We start from the raw sequence: 15,788 nt of genomic DNA, 5'->3' as shown, positions 1-15,788 counted from the left end.
GCTGGCAACGGCAATCTTCGCACGCCTCCCCCGGCCCCACTCGCGGCGCCCGGACGTCCGCACGGCGTGCCTCCGCCACCCCATCGGGGTGAACGAATAGAGTCGGCTCCCGTGACGGAGATGTCGGCGGCGCCCGAAGTTTTCCGGCAGGCGGTTGCCACGTTGACGTCGCCTCAACCGCGAGCCGAGATCGAGCTCAGCGAGGTCGGCGCGCCCAAGCGCCTGGCCCCCTGGGCGCACGCGCTGGCCGCGGAGGTGGACGGACCGGCCGGGGAGCCAGCCAGCGCGCGTCTCGTGCTGCTGCATGACCCGGATGGCCAGGATTCCTGGGGTGGCGTGCTTCGCCTGGTGGTGTACCTGCGGGCCGAGCTGGATCCGGAAGTGGCCGGCGACCCGCTGCTGCCCGCGGTGGGCTGGTCCTGGCTGACTGACGCGCTGGAGGGCCACGACGCGGCGTTCACGGCGCTCGGCGGCACGGTCACGCAGACGTCCTCGGCGCGGTTCGGCGACATCTCCGGACCGCCCCGGAGCCATGACCTCGAGCTGCGCGGCTCCCTGACACCGACGGACACCGATCTGACGCCGCACGCCAAGGCCTTCCACGAGCTGCTGGCCAGCGCGGTGGGACTGCCCCCGGAGGGCGTTGCGCTGCTCGGCAAACGCCCGAACGGCTCAGCTCGACAGGACTGATTCGGGGTCGCCCATTCACCGGCTGCGCCCCCGCAGCACCGCCGGTAGCGTCTGACGCGCCGCTTCGCGGTCCTCGATCGCTCGCCGCGCCCCACCGCGCGCGACACGCCGAAGCGCCAAATCGTGCGACACGCCGATGTCCGATTTTCATTCGCGAACGTTGCACGAGCGGGAAATTTGGTTGATCGCGCAACTTATTCACGATGCGCATTCAGCGTATGTCGCCTGGCCACGCTCCGACGTTACAATGATTGCGGAGAGTCACCTGAAAGAGTGACGAAAACCCACTCTCGTCACAACTCGATCGGGATAGATACCCAAATGATCGTCCCGCTCGCCCGCTTGGACGGTTAGGCTGCCACCGACGACACCACTTTCGGTCGATCAGTGGCGCGGCTGATTGGTCGAGAGTCCCGGTGCCGGTCGGGGGGCACGACCGACTCCAGGGAGGTAGTGACGTGGCTGCCGTCGGCTTAGGTCAGGCCGCTCGAACCACGCCTGCCGGCGCGTTGCCGGCCAACATGGTCCCGCACCCGCGGGAAGAGCTGTTCACGGTGCTCGTGGTGGATGACCATCCGCTGCTCCGGGAGGCCATTTCCTCCCGGCTGCTGCAGATGGGCGCCGGCACGGTGCACGAGGCCGCATCGATGGCCGAAGCCAGGGCTCGTGCCCTGGCGACCGGTCCGTGCGACCTCGCGATCCTTGATCTCGGACTCCCAGATGGAACCGGGATCGAACTGGTAACCGAACTCCGGAGCCAGGGCTGGCCGCGGATCGTGGTGCTCGCTTCGTCCGATGACCCCTATGCGGTTCGGGCCGCCTTCCAGGCAGGCGCTCAGGCGTACCTGCTGAAGTCGGCCTCTCCCATGGTGGTCACCGACGGCGTGCGCCGCGTGCTCGACGGTGGGGTGTACGCCGATCCCAGTGTGGCGCCGGTGCTTGCCGCCGGTACCCGCGTGCCGGGAACCGACAACACCCCTCGCGAGCTGTCCGGGCGAGAGGTCGAAGTTCTCCAGTTGGTGGCCGATGGCCGTTCCAACAAGGAGATCGGCGAAGCCCTGAACCTGTCCGCGCTCACGGTGAAATCTCACCTGTCGCGGATCGGGCGAAAACTGGGCACGGGCGATCGCGCGCAGATGGTTGCGCTGGCCATGCGGGCCGGCGTGATCCGCTGACCGATCGCTGAAGCACCTGCACCGGTGCGGCCGGATCGACGAAGCCCGGGCGGATGGCCCCACGGCGAGGGCAAAGCACGTAAGGTCTGTTAGCCGTGGAAGCCGCAAGCCCCGAGACAGTCGGATCCGGCCGCCCGGAGCCGGTGTTGCTGACCGAACCCGCAGACGGCGTACCGCCGGTGGTGAACTCACCGGATGCGCTCGCCGCGGCCGCCGATGCGCTGGCCGCGGGAACCGGGCCGGTCGCCGTGGACACCGAGCGCGCCTCGGGCTACCGGTACTCGCAGCGCGCGTACCTGGTGCAGTTGCGCCGCGAAGGCGCGGGCACCGTGCTGGTGGACCCGATCGCCCTGGACGGCGAGCTGGGCCCGCTGGTGGCGGCGTTGGCCGACACCGAGTGGGTGCTGCACGCCGCGTCCCAGGACCTGCCTTGCCTCGCCGAGCTCGACCTGCGACCGGCACGGCTGTTCGACACCGAGCTGGCGGGACGCCTCGCGGGCTTCGAACGCGTCTCGCTGGGCGCGCTGGTCGAACGCATGCTCGGCTACCAGCTGGAGAAGGGCCACAGCGCCGCCGACTGGTCGCGCCGCCCGCTGCCGGAGGACTGGCTGGTCTACGCCGCGCTGGACGTCGAGCTGTTGATCCACCTGCGCGACGCGATGCACGACGAGCTGCAACAGCAGGGCAAGCTGGACTGGGCCCACGAGGAGTTCGAGGCCGCCCGCACCGCCGAGCCCGCTCCCCCGCGCGCCGAACCGTGGCGCCGGACCTCCGGAATCCACAAGGTGCGCAGCACCCGGCAGCTGGCCGCCGTGCGCGCGTTGTGGCAGACCCGGGACGAATTCGCCCGCGAGCGCGATCTCGCGCCGGGCCGGGTGCTGCCCGATTCCTCGATCATCGCCGCCGCGCAGGCCAACCCGCGCAACGAGGCGGACCTGGTCGCCATGCCGGTCTTCGGCGGACGCCACCAGCGCCGCCGCGCGTCGATGTGGCTGCAGGCGCTGCGCTCGGCACGACGCCTGGACAACTCCGAGCTCCCGGCGGCGTCCTCGACCAACGAGGGGCCACCGCCGACCAACCGGTGGTCGGACCGCGATCCCGCGGCCGCGGCCCGGTTGCAGGCCGCGCGGTCGGGGCTGACCGCCATCGCCGAGGAGAACGGGCTCCCGCTGGAGAACCTGCTGCTGCCGGACCTGGTGCGGCGGACCTGCTGGCTGCCGCCGGAGGACCGCAGCGTCGCGGGCGTGGCCGAACTGCTGCGGGACAAGGGAGCCCGCGAGTGGCAGATCGGCCTCACCGCGCAGGCCCTCAGCGAGGCGTTGCACGCCACACCGGAGGAGGCCTGAGCCTTCGCGGGCGCGCGCCTTTCGCACGGCCGCGCACCATCGCGGAGCTCGCGGTGCCGCGGCGGACGAGTTCGGGAAAGATCCCAGGCGGCCGAGCCGCGATCAGCATGTGAGACAGGTGACACGGGCGGGTGCGTGGTTACCGGCTGGTAATAAGCGCTAGAGTGCGGTTACCGGTCGGTAAGCAAGCCGCCAGTCGCGGGATCCGGCCGAGCATCATCCACCAAGTCCAGTGAGGAGCACGCCGTGGCCGCACCTGCGTCGGCACCTGCCGACAGCCGCAGCCGCAAAGCGGTTCGGGACGTGGTCTTCGTCGACGGCGTACGCACGCCGTTCGGCAAGGCCGGTTCCAAGGGCCAGTACGCCCAGACCCGCGCCGACGACATGGTCGTCAAGGTCATCCGCGAGCTGCTGCGACGCAACCCGGACCTGCCCGCGGAGCGCATCGACGAGGTCGCGGTGGCCGCGACCACGCAGATCGGCGACCAGGGCCTGACCATCGGCCGCAGCGCGGCGCTGCTGGCCGGCCTGCCCAAGTCGGTCCCCGGCTTCGCCATCGACCGGATGTGCGCGGGCGCCATGACCGCCGTGACCACCGTGTCCAGCGGCATCGCCGTGGGCGCCTACGACGTGGTCATCGCCGGTGGCGTCGAGCACATGGGCAACCACCCGATGGGCGAGGGCGTCGACCCGAACCCGCGGTTCGTCTCGGACAAGCTCGTCGACCCGTCCGCCCTGGTCATGGGTTCGACGGCCGAGAACCTGCACGACCGGTTCCCGGAGATCACCAAGGAGCGCACCGACGCCTACTCGGTGCTGAGCCAGCAGCGCTACGACGCGGCGGTGCAGGCGGGCAAGATCTCCCCGGACCTGGTCCCGGTCTCCACCCGCTCCGAAGAGGGCTGGGGCCTGGCCACCACCGACGAGCCGCCGCGCCCGGGCACCACCACCGAGGACCTGGCCGGCCTGAAGACGCCGTTCCGCCCGCACGGCCGGGTCACCCCGGGCAACGCGGCCGGCCTCAACGACGGCGCCACCGGCGCGCTGCTCGCCGATGCCGAGACGGCCGAGGAGCTGGGCCTGCCCGTCGGCATGAAGCTGGTCGGCTACGCCTTCGCGGGCGTGGACCCGGAGGTCATGGGCGTCGGTCCGGTGCCGGCCACCGAGAAGGCGCTGGAGCGCGCCGGGCTGAGCATCGACGACATCGGCCTGTTCGAGATCAACGAGGCCTTCGCCGTGCAGGTGCTGGCCTTCCTGGACCACTTCGGCATCGCCGAGGACGACGAGCGCGTCAACCCGTGGGGCGGCGCGATCGCCTGCGGTCACCCGCTCGCCTCCTCCGGCGTGCGGCTGATGTCCCAGCTCTCGCGGCACTTCGCCGAGCACCCCGAGGTCCGCTACGGCATCACGACCATGTGCATCGGCTTCGGCATGGGCGGCACGGTCATCTGGGAGAACCCGAACTACAACGCAGGAGGCGAGCAGTGACTGACTTCGCGGCGCTGTTCCCCGACGAGGTCGTGACCAAGGCGTACACCCGCCTCGTCGACGTCCCCGGTCTGACCGGCAAGCTGGCGCTCATCACGATCGACAACGGGCACGACCACACCCGCCCGTCCACCTTCGGCCCGGCGGGCCTGACCAGCCTGAACTCCGCGCTGGACGAGGCCTTCGCGGCCGAGCCCGCCGCGATCGCGGTCACCGGCAAGCCGTTCGTGTTCGCCGTCGGCGCCGACCTCTCCGGCGTCGGCCAGGTCGGCGAGCGCGAGCACGCCGAGGCCATCGCGCAGACCGGCCACGACGTGTTCCGCAGGCTCACCGAGACGACGATCCCGACCTTCGCGTTCGTCAACGGCGCGGCCCTGGGCGGTGGCCTGGAGCTGGCGCTGTCCTGCCACTACCGCACGGTGGCGAGCAACGCGGGCTCGATCGCCTTCCCGGAGTGCTACCTCGGCCTGTTCCCGGGCTGGGGCGGCACCCAGCTGCTGCCGAACCTGATCGGCCCGGACGCCGCGGTGTCGGTGATCATCGAGAACTCGCTGGCCCAGAACCGCATGCTCAACCCGAAGAAGGGCCTGCAGCTGGGCATCTTCGACGAGCTGCTGGAAGGCGCGGACTTCCTCGAGGAGTCGGTGCGCTGGATGGTTCGCGTGGTCAACGGCGAGCAGGCGGTCCAGCGCCCGGAGATCGACCGGGGCAAGGGCTGGGACGACGCGGTCGCCCGCGCCGCGGAGATCGTGGAGTCCAAGACCCACGGCGCCTCCCCCGCGGTGACCAAGACCGTCGAGCTCATCGACATGGCCCGCAACAACGATCTCGACGCGGGCTACGCGGCCGAGACCCAGGCGCTGGCCGACGCGCTGATGTCCGATGAGCTGCGCGCGGGCCTCTACTCGTTCGACCTGACGCAGAAGCGGGCCAAAAAGCCCGCCGGTGCGCCGGACAAGTCGCTGGCCCGCCCGGTGTCCAAGGTCGGCGTCATCGGCGCCGGTCTGATGGCCGGTCAGCTCGCGCTGCTGTTCGTGCGCCGCCTGGAGGTGCCGGTGGTCATCACCGACATCGACCAGGAGCGCATCGACAAGGGCGTCGGCTACATCCACGGCGAGATCGACAAGCTGGCCGACAAGGGCAGGCTGTCCCCGGACGGGGTCAACAAGCTCAAGGCCCTGGTGACCGGCGAGCTGGACAAGAAGGCGTTCGCCGACGCCGACTTCGTCATCGAAGCGGTCTTCGAGAAGATGTCGCTCAAGCAGCAGATCTTCGCCGAGGTCGAGGAGCACGTGTCGCCGGAGGCGATCCTGGCGACCAACACCTCGTCGCTGTCGATCACCGAGATGGCCTCGGAGCTGAAGAACCCGGAGCGGGTCGTCGGCTTCCACTTCTTCAACCCGGTCGCGGTGCTGCCGCTGCTGGAGATCGTGCGCGGCGCGAAGACCGACGACGCCGCGCTGGCCACCGCCTTCCAGGTGGGCAAGCAGCTGAAGAAGTCCTGCGTGCTCGTCAAGGACGCCCCGGCGTTCGTGGTCAACCGGCTGCTGACCCGCTTCATGGGCGAGGTCATCGCCAGCGTCGACGAGGGCACCCCGTTCGAGGTGGCCGACAACGCGCTGCAGCCGCTGGGCCTGCCGATGAGCCCGATGGTGCTGCTGCAGCTGGTCGGTCCGGCCGTGGCCCAGCACGTCAACGGCACCATGCACGAGGCCTACCCGGACCGGTTCGGCCTGAGCGAGAACCTGCAGAAGTTCGTCGATGCGGGCAAGACCGCCGTGTGGACCTTCGACGAGTCCGGCAACCAGATCGTGGACCCCGAGGTCGCGGAGATGTGGAAGCAGGGCGACGAGCCCTCCACCACCGAGGAGGTCCGCGAGCGGGCGCTCAACGCGCTGGCCGAGGAGATCCGGATCATGCTCGACGAGGGCGTGGTCGCCGAGGCGCAGGACATCGACCTGTGCATGCTGCTCGGCGCGGGCTGGCCGTTCTGGCTGGGCGGCATCACCCCGTACCTGGACCGCGCGGGCGTGTCCGAGAAGGTCACGGGCAAGCGCTTCCTGGACAAGGGCGTGGCCTCGCTGCCCGCCTGACCGGCGCTTGAGCAGAAGTCCCCCGCGGGTGCCTCACCCGCGGGGGACTTCTCGTGCGCGGAGGCGGCGCGGCCAGGTATCCGCCGGGATCGCCGTGGCGCATCACCCCACGCCCGGCTGCGCCACCGGCAGACCGATTTCCTCCGCCGCCTCGTGCAGACGGCTGTCGTAGGTCACGAACGCCACGAGGTGACTGCCGAAGATGGCATGGGCGGTGGCCAGATGGATGGCATCCAGCGAGCGCAACATGGCGTCCTGGTACGCGGCAGCTGTCGCGCGCACGACTTCATCGATGTCGTACACACCGACCCGCTTCATGATCGCCGGAACAGATCCCATCAGTTCCGGTGCACAACGGCGGAGCGGCCGAGGTAGCTCGACCTCTACCAGCGAGGACGCGACCAAGGGAACATCGGGCCGCTGCTCCAACCAGTCGGCGAGAGCCTCCGTTTCGGCTTCCGGGCGAACGAGTTTGATCAGCGCAGCAGTGTCGAGATAGATCACTAGTGGCGTTCCTCGTCTCGGAGATCGCGCATCAGCTCACCAGCGTCCGAGCCCTCTCGCACGTGCCCCAGAGGACGCGGAATCGGCCCTTCCAGCGTCGCCGGACGGAACTTGCCCGAAGCAATTAGATCGCTCAGAACGTGCGGCTGCGCAGGCACGATCCGGGCGACCACACCGCCGCGTTCGGTGATCTCGATTTCTTCGCCCCGCTTGACCCGGTCCAAAACCTTCGATGTTTCCTGGTTCAGCAGGCGGACAGGAACCTCGCTCATGCCCTCGCATGTACTACGAATATGTTCTACGCACCAGCGCACGCGCTGCGGAGCGGTTCTACGCCGCCGGAAGTTGCACCGCGATCGTCAGGCCACCGGTGGGGATCGGGGTGGCCCGGAGGTGGCCGTGGTGCGCCTTGGTGGCCGCTTGGACGATGGACAGGCCCAGGCCGGTGCCGTTGCGGGCGGTGCGCTCCAGGCCGGAGCGGCGGAACGGCTCGAACAGGGCCTCGACTTCGGCCTCGTGGATCGGATGTCCCGAAGAGCTCACCCGCAGGCAGGTCCAGCCCTGGTCCGCACCGGTGGTGACCTCGATCCAGCCGCCGTCGACGTTGTGCCGCACCGCGTTCTCCAGCAGGTTTCCCGCGACGCGCTCCAGCAGCGCCGGATCGCCGACGGCGAAGGCCGGCTCGGCGCAGGTCTGCACCCGCATCCCGCGCCGACGCGCCTCGTCCTCGACGCTGCGCAGGGCGCGCGAGACCACCTCGGTGAGGTCGACCGGTTCGCGCACCGCCAGCTCGACGCCCTCGGTGCGGGCCAGCAGCAGCAGCGCCTCGACCAGGCGTTCCGCGCGGGCGGTGGCTTCGCGCACCACGTCGGCCATCCGGCGCAGCTCCGCCTCGTCGGCGTGCGGGTCGGACAGCGTGACGTCCAGTTCGGTGCGGATCACCGACAGCGGAGTGCGGAGCTCGTGACTGGCGTTGGCGACGAAGCGTCGCTGCGAGTCGAAGGCGGCCTGCAGCCGGTCGAGCATGGCGTCGAAGGTGTCGGCCAGCCGCGCGACCTCGTCGCGCGGGCCATTGAGCTCGATGCGCTCGTCCATCGACTCGGCCGAGAGCCTGCGGGCGGTCTCGGTGACCTCGTGCAGCGGCCGCAGCATCCGTCCGGTCACCAGCCACGCCAGCAACGCTCCCGCGGCCACCACGGCCACGAACGCGAACCCGCCGATGGCGAGGACCTGCCTGCGGGCGGAGTCGCGCAGCGCCGCGCCCAGCATCTCGGCGGGGACGTCGACGCCGTCGACCCGGACGCTGGTGCCGTCCGGCAATCGCGGGACGGCCGCGACGACGTTGCCGACGAGCACCCAGCCCAGCCACAGCAGGATCCCGGCGACCAGCGCGACCAGCAGGGTCGCCAGCAGGGTCAGCCGGATGCGCAAGCCGGGACCGCGACGGGTGAGCGAGCCCATCGCGCCTAGTCCCGGACGCGTTCGGCGGCCGCCGAGGGAACCCGGTAACCGGCGCCGACCACCGTCTCGATGATGCCGGGCTCGCCCAGCTTCTTGCGCAGCGACATCATGGTCACCCGCACGGTCGTGGTGAACGGATCGGCGTTCTCGTCCCAGACCCGCTCGAGCAGCTCCTCGGAGCTGATCACCGCTCCCCCGGCCGCGAGCAGCACCTCCAGGACACCGAGCTCCTTGCGGGTCAGCTCGACCTCGCCACCGGACCTGCGCACGATCCTCTTGGCCGGGTCCAGCTCGAGGTCCTGCGCGGTCAGCAGCGGTGGCTGCGCGGGAGTGGCGCGCCGGCCCAGCGCACGCACGCGCGCGATGAGCTCGGGGAAGGCGAAGGGCTTGACGAGGTAGTCGTCGGCCCCGAGGGACAGGCCCTCGACGCGGTCCTCGACCGCATCGGACGCCGTGAGCATGATCACCCGGGTCAGCTCGCCCGAGGTCATCAGTTCCCGGCACAGCTCATCGCCGGACATGGCGGGCAGATCCCGATCGAGCACGACGACGTCGTAGCGGGTGATCGAGGTCTTCTCCTGCCCGCTCTCCCCGTCGTAGGCCACGTCCACGGCCATCCCGTCCCGTCGCAGGCCACGAGCCACCGCATCGGCCAGCGGCTTCTCGTCCTCCACGACCAGCACTCGCACACGCCCAGCCTGCCACACCCGGCGAGCGAGACGAGGCGAGATCAACCCGGCGAGGCGCCCGAAACACGCGCGGGCCACACGCCCGGTGGACGTGCGGCCCGCGCGGTCCTGCGTCAGCTGTTGGCGGCCTCGGCCTCCGGAGCGATCCGGAGGCGGGAGCCCCTGCGGCCCGCCAGCCAGCCGTTGACCTTCTCCGCGATGCCGGTCTCGGTGAGGCCGAGGTCGGCGAGCACCTCCTCGCGCGCCGAGTGCTCGAGGAACTCGTTGGGCACCGCGAGGTCGCGCAGCGGGACGTCGAGGTCGGCGTCGCGCAGCCGGGCGGCCAGCGAGGATCCGAAACCGCCGTGGCGGCCGCCGTCCTCCAGCGTCACCACGAGCTCGTAGTCACCCGCCAGCTCGACGGCCCGGTCCGGCACCGGCACGACCCAGCGCGGGTCGACGACGGTGACGCCGACGCCCTGCGCGGCCAGCCGCTCGGCGGCGGCCACGGCGAGCTTGCCGAAGGCGCCGACCGCCAGCAGCAGCACGTCCCCGCGATCATCGGCGCGCAGCACGTCGACACCGCCGGTGCGCTCGACGGACGGGACCTCCTCGATCACCGAGCCCTTGGAGAAGCGCAGCACGGTCGGGCCGTCGTCGACGGCGACGGCTTCGCGCAGCTCCTCGCGCAGGCTCACCGCGTCCCGCGGGGCGGCCACCCGGATGCCGGGGATCAGGCCCAGGATCGACAGGTCCCACATCCCGTTGTGGCTGGCGCCGTCGTCACCGGTGACCCCGGAGCGGTCCAGCGTCACCGTGACCGGCTGCTTGTGCAGGGCCACGTCCATCAGCAGCTGGTCGAAGGCCCGGTTGAGGAAGGTCGAGTACACCGCGAAAACCGGGTGCATCCCGCCCATCGCCAGGCCGGCCGCCGAGGTCATGCCGTGCTGCTCGGCGATGCCCACGTCGAAGCAGCGCTCCGGGTAGGCGTCGGCGAACTTCTGCAGGCCGGTGGGCCCGAGCATCGCGGCGGTGATGCCCACGACGTCCGGGCGCTCGGCGCCGATGGCGACCAGCTCGTCGGAGTAGACGTCGGTCCAGCTCTTCGGGGCGGGCTTCTTGGGCAGACCGGTCTCCGGGTCGATGACCTTGACCTGGTGCATCTGCTCGGCCTCGTCGTTCTCGGCGGGCGCGAAGCCGTTGCCCTTGCGGGTGACCGCGTGCACGATCACCGGGCCGCCGAAGGACTTGGCCATCTGCAGAGCCTGCTCGACGGCCTTCATGTCGTGCCCGTCGACCGGCCCCAGGTACTTGATGCCGAGGTCGGAGAACATCACCTGCGGGCTGATCGCGTCCTTGATGCCGCTCTTGGCCGCGTGCAGGCCGGTGTAGAGCGAGCGGCCGACGACCGGCAGGTTGCGCAACGTGCGCTTGCCGCTCTCCAGCGCCTTCTCGTAGCTCGGGTTGAGCCGCAGCGCCGCCAGGTGCTCGGCGAGCCCGCCGATGGTGGGCGCGTACGAGCGGCCGTTGTCGTTGACGACGATGACGACCGGACGCTCCGGGTCGGCGGCGATGTTGTTCAACGCCTCCCAGCACATTCCGCCGGTCAGCGCACCGTCGCCGACCACCGCCACAGCGTGCCGCTGCTCGCCGCTCAGCTGGAACGAACGGGCCAGCCCGTCGGCGTAGGACAGCGACGTCGAGGCGTGGCTGTTCTCGACGACGTCGTGCTCGCTCTCGGCGCGCGACGGGTAGCCGGACAGACCGTCGCGCTTGCGCAGCTGGTCGAAGCCGTCCTGCCTACCCGTGATGATCTTGTGCACGTAGGACTGGTGCCCCGTGTCGAACACCAGCGCGTCGTTCGGCGAGTCGAACACCCGGTGCAGGGCGAGCGTGAGTTCCACCGCACCGAGGTTCGGCCCCAGATGGCCACCGGTGCGCGAGACCTTCTGGATCAGGAAGTGCCTGATCTCCTCGGCAAGTCCCGTCAGCTCAGCGTGCGTCAGGCGCTTGACATCGCCCGGACTACGCACGGACCCCAGCAGCGTCACCGTTCCACCTCGCTTGTCGTGCCGGTCGGGCTCGTCGCAATGCCGGGGCCTGGCCGGCAACCTGGCTCCGCCACCGTTTGCATAGTGCGCTCCAGTCTACGGAGCGGCCACGCGGCGATCAGGCGCGGCTGGACACCTGCGGCGATGTCGGAACGCGTGCGGTGAGGGCTCATCACCACCGCGATCGGATCGCCATTCCCAGGACCACTCGACCAGCGGTGTTGTACGTTTTTTCTGATCGAAGCCAGGAGGAGCGATGACAGACCCGGATCCGAGCAAGGACGAACTCGAGGCGCGCAACGCGGGGATGCGCGAGCAGATGAACTCGATGTTGGAAGGGCTGCAACGGCAGACCGCCCAGCTCAAGGAGGCGCAGGCCGAGGCGATGGCCGCCACTGGCACGGCGAGCTCGAGCGACGGACTGGTCACCGTCGAGGTCAACGCCGCCGGTGTCGTCACCGGCACCCGGCTCTCGCAATCCGCGCTTCGCAACACCACGCCGGACAAGCTCGCCAGCAGCTTCACCGAGGCGTCCCAGGCCGCCGCGCGCGATGCGCGCACCAAGGCCGACGCGGCGCTCGCCCCGGTGCAGCAGGACGTGCCGGACCTGCCGGACGTGTTCCCGCAGGCCCCGTCGCTGAAGGGCCTGATCCCGGACGCTCCGGAAATCCCGGAACCGAACAGGATCTCCGCGGCGTCCAACGCCTCGGATGACGACGACTGGGACGACTTCGAACCCCGGTCCCGGTTCCGAAAGGATCAGTGGTGAGCGGACTCGACGTACACCCCGAGAAGCTGCGCGGCGCCTCGCCGAAGTTCGACAACGCCTCGGACAGCCTGCAGACCGCGCTGGACAAGCTCAACGGCGTGCTGCAGGCCGAGGGCGATTGCTGGGGCGGCGATGAGGCCGGCCAGGCCTTCGCCAAGGATTACGTGCCCGCCTCCGAGCAGGGCACCAAGGCCCTGCAGGACCTGAAGAAGGCGCTGCACCAGGTTCGCGGCGAGCTCGATGCCACCGCCCGCACCTGGGACGAAGTCGACAAGAGCAACTCGGACGGGATCAGCAGCGCCGGAGGCCGGGCATGAGCATCGAGATTCCCGGCGAGGTCAGCTGGCTGTTCCCGATCGTGGTCGGCGCCAACTGGCCGGAGGGCGACGAGGACGCGCTGCGGCGCGTGGCCGAGGCGTGGAACCAGTGCGGTGTCGACGTCGGCGAGGTGCTGTCCGAGACCGAGGGCGCCGTGCAGGCCGCCCTGGGCACCATGGAGGGCCAGACCCACGACGCCTTCGAGCAGTTCATGAAGGACTTCACCGACGGTGAAGGACACCTCCCCGCGCTGCAGAAGCTGTGCGAAGCGCTCGGCGAGGGCGCCGACAAGGCCGCTCTCGAGGTCGAGTACACCAAGCTGAGCATCATCGCCGCGCTGGTGATCCTGGCCGCGCAGATCGCCGCCATGATCGCCTCCGCCGCGGCGACCTTCGGCGCCAGCACCTCCGGGATTCCCATCGCGCAGGCCGCCACGCAGCTGACCGTGCGGACCTTCTTCCAGCAGCTGCTGACCAAGATCGCCGAGGGCGTGCTGGTCAACACCTTCCTCAACGTGGGCGTGGACCTCGCGATCCAGGGCACGCAGGCATTGGCCGGCGATCGCGAGGAGTGGGACGCGGGCAAGACCGGGACCGCCGCGGCCAACGGGGCCATCTCCGGGGTCGCCTCGGGCGTGGCGGGCGGTGTGGTCGACGGAGCCGCCGGGAAGCTCGGGCAGACTCTCGGCAAGGACCTGCTGGGCAACGCGACCTCGAACTTCACCGAAGCGGCGGCCTACGGCGCCGCGCGGGGCGCGCTGACCGGCTCGCTCGGCACCGTGCTGAACAAGACCGCGCACGGCGACTTCGACTACTCCGACCCGACCGCGGTCACCCCCGGAGCGATCTCCGGGGGGATCGGCGGCGCGACCTCCGGGATGCAGTCCCGGCACGAGGGGCTGGACACGACCTGGGAGCACAACGGTCGCGGCCCGACCTCCAGCGGCGACGGCGAGTGGGTCTCCGGGTCGAACACCCAGGGCTGGCGGTTCCAGACCGAGGAGGGCGCGGTCGCGGGCGCGAACGTGGACAGCCCTTACACCAGCGGTGTCAACTCCTCCAACGTCGGCACCGAGGCCGAGATCAAGGGCGGCCCCAACAGCGTGATCAGCGACTCCTACGGCGATGTCGACGACGAGCAGCAGCGCAGCCCGGACCGGCTCGACCTCCCCGAAGCGGAGCGCTGACGCCCGGCCGGGAACCGCGGCGAGCGGTTCCCGGCCGCAGGTCAGGCCCACGGCCTCCAGGACGGGATCGGCGCGACCTCGGCGCGCGGGTCGCCCCACGACGGGCTGCGCGGCGGCAGCTGGTTGAGCTCGGCGAACTCCAACCTCCGCCGCAGGCGCAACCAGCTGACCACCAGCGCCGTACCGGCGAGCACCGCGCCGACCGCGGCGGGCCACATGCCCGCGCCAGGACTGCCCGCTGCGAGCGAGGTCAGCATCATCAGTCCGAGCACGCCGAGGACGAACCCGGTCGCGCCGCGGAACCAGGTGCGGGACTGCGCGCGCCTGCCGTACCGGTGAGCGGTGTTGCGCTCGGCCGCCCAGTCGCGCAGCGCGTGCCAGGCGTTCAGGTCCTGCGGACCGGTGCGCTGCGGCCAGGCCGCGGTCTGCCGCCTGCGCAGAATCGCCGCCACCAGCCGGGGCTCGGCGACCGGCACGATCCACTGCTGCCTGCCCGCGACCACCCGCACCGCGGGCCCCGGGGGCAGCCGCAGCCCGTCGGCGCCCGGCAGCGGCCAGACGTCCTCGGCGGTGATCTCGCCCGGCTGCGCCAGCGAGACCTCGGCCAGCGCGATCGCCTGATCCACGTGCCCGCCGCCGTGCTTGCGCGCCAGCGCCAGCACCGCGCGATCGCGGCCGATGCGCAGCTCGGCGGGCCGCCGCTCGTAGAGCCGGAAGCCGACCTCGACATCTGCTTCGGCCAAGTCGAACCCGGGCGTCGAGCAACGCCGGTAGGCCGAGCTCGCCAGCCACCAGCACACCACCGGCGCCAGCAGCGCCAGCAATCCCGCAGGGGCCAGGCCGAAGTTGGCGAAGACCGCGACGAACGCCGCGAGCAGCGACCAGCCGACCCAGCGACGCGGGGTGCGCGCGTCGGCCAGCCAGCCCGCCGCGGCGACGGCGATCCCGATCCCACCGGCGATCACGACACCAGCGGGCATCGCGCGCAGCGACCAGAGCAGGAAGGCCGCCGGGACGACCACCACCGCGAGAGCTCCCAGCCCGAAGGCCTGGAGACGCCTGCCCGGAACCGCGTCCGGTGCCTCGCCGCGCCGCCCGGCGATCGGGGCCACCTCGTTCCCGGTCACCGGTGGAGCGGGCTGGACTTCCGGAACGTGCTCGCCGGTCGGCATGGATCCCTCGGTGCTCAACGGTCGTCGAACTCGATTCCGGCGGGTTCGCGGCCGTGCAGCGCGACCCGCGCGCGCAGGACCTCGGCGAACTCCGCGTCCGCGGGAAGCAGCTGCTCGTCGTCGCGGGTGCGGACGACCACGACCTCACCGGGCGGCGGCGAAGCACCCCGGCCGTCCGGCAGCCACGCCCACGCGGAGTCCTCCGGCGTGCTCCGGCGAACGCCGATCCCGGTGATGGCACGCAGGTCGATGTCCTTGGTCGCCGCCCCGCCGGGCCGGCCGCCCGCGGCGTTGACGGCGGACAACCGGAGCCGGTCGGTGGTCAGCTTGACCGAGTCGCCGCCCTTGCCGTTCCGCGAGCGCAGGTCGAGCAGCAGCACGATCTCGCTGCCGCCCACCTCGCGCAGCGGACGCGCGAGCATCGCGCGGCGCGCGGCGTAGCCCGCGGCCAGCGGGATCGCCGCGGCGGCCACGCCCACCGGCAGCCAGGACCACGCGGGAAGGCCGTCCCCGGTCAACGAGTTGAGCGCGTAGAGCAGCGGCGGTGCCTCGCAGATGCCGACGAACAGCCCGTAGTAGAGCCACTCGTCCGGCTTCAAGCGCCAGTCGACGCCGTCCACGTGGCGCTTGGCCACGCGCGCGGCGATGACCAGCGGCACGATCGCCACCGCCAGGATGAGCAGCTGGCCGAACAGGGAGCTGTCGTCAGCGCTGCCTCCCCACTGCCACAGCGGGGAGGGATCCCACTCCCACAGCACCACGCCCAGCCGGAGCCACTGCCACAGCACTGCCAGCACGGCCAGCGCAGCGGCGCCGTGGCACCACAGCACCATCAGCCGCACCCATCGCGACGCGCGGTTCCAACGG

Annotated in this window: 15 protein-coding genes; 8 read left to right on the top strand and 7 right to left on the bottom strand. The window is 71.0% G+C overall.

The features are described 5' to 3' along the window. Nucleotides 1–120: 120 nt before the first annotated feature. The 5 genes from ABD289_RS08440 to ABD289_RS08420 all read left to right on the top strand — a co-directional run bounded on the left by ABD289_RS08440 (nucleotide 121) and on the right by ABD289_RS08420 (nucleotide 6,792). Complete coding sequence (locus ABD289_RS08440; RefSeq protein WP_344129181.1) at nucleotides 121–690, top strand: DUF3000 domain-containing protein; 570 nt, start codon at nucleotides 121–123, stop codon at nucleotides 688–690. A gap of 458 nt (nucleotides 691–1,148) precedes the next feature. Then, entirely contained in the window at nucleotides 1,149–1,865 is a 717-nt protein-coding gene (locus tag ABD289_RS08435; RefSeq protein ID WP_344128481.1) for a response regulator, read from the top strand. A 95-nt stretch (nucleotides 1,866–1,960) separates the two neighbouring features. Beyond that, complete coding sequence (locus ABD289_RS08430) at nucleotides 1,961–3,211, top strand: HRDC domain-containing protein (RefSeq protein WP_425564618.1); 1,251 nt, start codon at nucleotides 1,961–1,963, stop codon at nucleotides 3,209–3,211. Nucleotides 3,212–3,457: 246 nt separating this feature from the next. Further along, complete coding sequence (locus ABD289_RS08425) at nucleotides 3,458–4,699, top strand: thiolase family protein (protein WP_344128477.1); 1,242 nt, start codon at nucleotides 3,458–3,460, stop codon at nucleotides 4,697–4,699. Next, entirely contained in the window at nucleotides 4,696–6,792 is a 2,097-nt protein-coding gene (locus ABD289_RS08420; RefSeq protein WP_344128475.1) for a 3-hydroxyacyl-CoA dehydrogenase NAD-binding domain-containing protein, read from the top strand. Before ABD289_RS08425 ends, ABD289_RS08420 begins: the two co-directional genes overlap by 4 nt. A 102-nt stretch (nucleotides 6,793–6,894) precedes the next feature. On the opposite strand, the gene ABD289_RS08415 is transcribed toward ABD289_RS08420, so the two are convergent. The 5 genes from ABD289_RS08415 to dxs all read right to left on the bottom strand — a co-directional run bounded on the left by ABD289_RS08415 (nucleotide 6,895) and on the right by dxs (nucleotide 11,476). Then, a complete protein-coding gene (locus ABD289_RS08415) occupies nucleotides 6,895–7,296 on the bottom strand; it encodes a type II toxin-antitoxin system VapC family toxin (protein ID WP_344128473.1) in 402 nt (133 codons plus the stop codon). Then, nucleotides 7,296–7,568 (bottom strand): type II toxin-antitoxin system Phd/YefM family antitoxin, encoded by a 273-nt coding sequence (locus ABD289_RS08410; RefSeq protein WP_344128471.1) that lies wholly within the window; start codon nucleotides 7,566–7,568, stop codon nucleotides 7,296–7,298. Before ABD289_RS08410 ends, ABD289_RS08415 begins: the two co-directional genes overlap by 1 nt. A gap of 58 nt (nucleotides 7,569–7,626) precedes the next feature. Next, nucleotides 7,627–8,757: a sensor histidine kinase gene (locus ABD289_RS08405; RefSeq protein WP_344128468.1), complete on the bottom strand. Its 1,131-nt coding sequence runs from the start codon at nucleotides 8,755–8,757 to the stop codon at nucleotides 7,627–7,629. 5 nt (nucleotides 8,758–8,762) lie between these two features. Beyond that, on the bottom strand, nucleotides 8,763–9,446 hold the full coding sequence (locus ABD289_RS08400; RefSeq protein WP_344128466.1) for a response regulator transcription factor: 684 nt from the start codon (nucleotides 9,444–9,446) through the stop codon (nucleotides 8,763–8,765). Between the two features lie 113 nt (nucleotides 9,447–9,559). Continuing rightward, nucleotides 9,560–11,476, bottom strand: coding sequence for a 1-deoxy-D-xylulose-5-phosphate synthase (dxs, locus tag ABD289_RS08395; RefSeq protein WP_344128464.1), 1,917 nt, complete (start codon nucleotides 11,474–11,476; stop codon nucleotides 9,560–9,562). 256 nt (nucleotides 11,477–11,732) lie between these two features. Between dxs and ABD289_RS08390 the strand changes: the two genes are divergently transcribed. The 3 genes from ABD289_RS08390 to ABD289_RS08380 are packed head-to-tail and all read left to right on the top strand — an operon-like array spanning nucleotide 11,733 to nucleotide 13,749. Continuing rightward, entirely contained in the window at nucleotides 11,733–12,245 is a 513-nt protein-coding gene (locus ABD289_RS08390; RefSeq protein ID WP_344128462.1) for a YbaB/EbfC family nucleoid-associated protein, read from the top strand. Continuing rightward, on the top strand, nucleotides 12,242–12,562 hold the full coding sequence (locus ABD289_RS08385; protein ID WP_344128460.1) for a WXG100 family type VII secretion target: 321 nt from the start codon (nucleotides 12,242–12,244) through the stop codon (nucleotides 12,560–12,562). The genes ABD289_RS08390 and ABD289_RS08385 overlap by 4 nt, the downstream gene beginning before the upstream one ends. Beyond that, nucleotides 12,559–13,749 (top strand): WXG100-like domain-containing protein, encoded by a 1,191-nt coding sequence (locus tag ABD289_RS08380; protein ID WP_344128458.1) that lies wholly within the window; start codon nucleotides 12,559–12,561, stop codon nucleotides 13,747–13,749. The genes ABD289_RS08385 and ABD289_RS08380 overlap by 4 nt, the downstream gene beginning before the upstream one ends. A 41-nt stretch (nucleotides 13,750–13,790) precedes the next feature. Here the strand turns inward: ABD289_RS08380 and ABD289_RS08375 are convergent, their stop codons facing one another. Together ABD289_RS08375 and ABD289_RS08370 are read right to left on the bottom strand one after the other, a co-directional pair. Next, nucleotides 13,791–14,939: a hypothetical protein gene (locus ABD289_RS08375; protein ID WP_344128456.1), complete on the bottom strand. Its 1,149-nt coding sequence runs from the start codon at nucleotides 14,937–14,939 to the stop codon at nucleotides 13,791–13,793. Further along, nucleotides 14,936–15,754: a hypothetical protein gene (locus ABD289_RS08370; RefSeq protein ID WP_344128454.1), complete on the bottom strand. Its 819-nt coding sequence runs from the start codon at nucleotides 15,752–15,754 to the stop codon at nucleotides 14,936–14,938. Before ABD289_RS08370 ends, ABD289_RS08375 begins: the two co-directional genes overlap by 4 nt. Nucleotides 15,755–15,788: the final 34 nt, after the last annotated feature.

The sequence above is a fragment of the Saccharopolyspora halophila genome, assembly GCF_039531955.1.
GTDB lineage: Bacteria > Actinomycetota > Actinomycetes > Mycobacteriales > Pseudonocardiaceae > Saccharopolyspora > Saccharopolyspora halophila.
This window is presented reverse-complemented; position numbering and strand designations above follow the sequence as displayed.

Bases quoted from the DNA above. Each gene is read 5' to 3' on its own strand.
- ABD289_RS08440 (WP_344129181.1), top strand. From the start codon at position 121: ATGTCGGCGGCGCCCGAAGTTTTCCGGCAGGCGGTTGCCACGTTGACG.
- ABD289_RS08410 (WP_344128471.1), bottom strand. From the start codon at position 7,568: ATGAGCGAGGTTCCTGTCCGCCTGCTGAACCAGGAAACATCGAAGGTT.
- ABD289_RS08405 (WP_344128468.1), bottom strand. From the start codon at position 8,757: ATGGGCTCGCTCACCCGTCGCGGTCCCGGCTTGCGCATCCGGCTGACC.
- ABD289_RS08390 (WP_344128462.1), top strand. From the start codon at position 11,733: ATGACAGACCCGGATCCGAGCAAGGACGAACTCGAGGCGCGCAACGCG.
- ABD289_RS08380 (WP_344128458.1), top strand. From the start codon at position 12,559: ATGAGCATCGAGATTCCCGGCGAGGTCAGCTGGCTGTTCCCGATCGTG.
- ABD289_RS08370 (WP_344128454.1), bottom strand. From the start codon at position 15,754: ATGGTGCTGTGGTGCCACGGCGCCGCTGCGCTGGCCGTGCTGGCAGTG.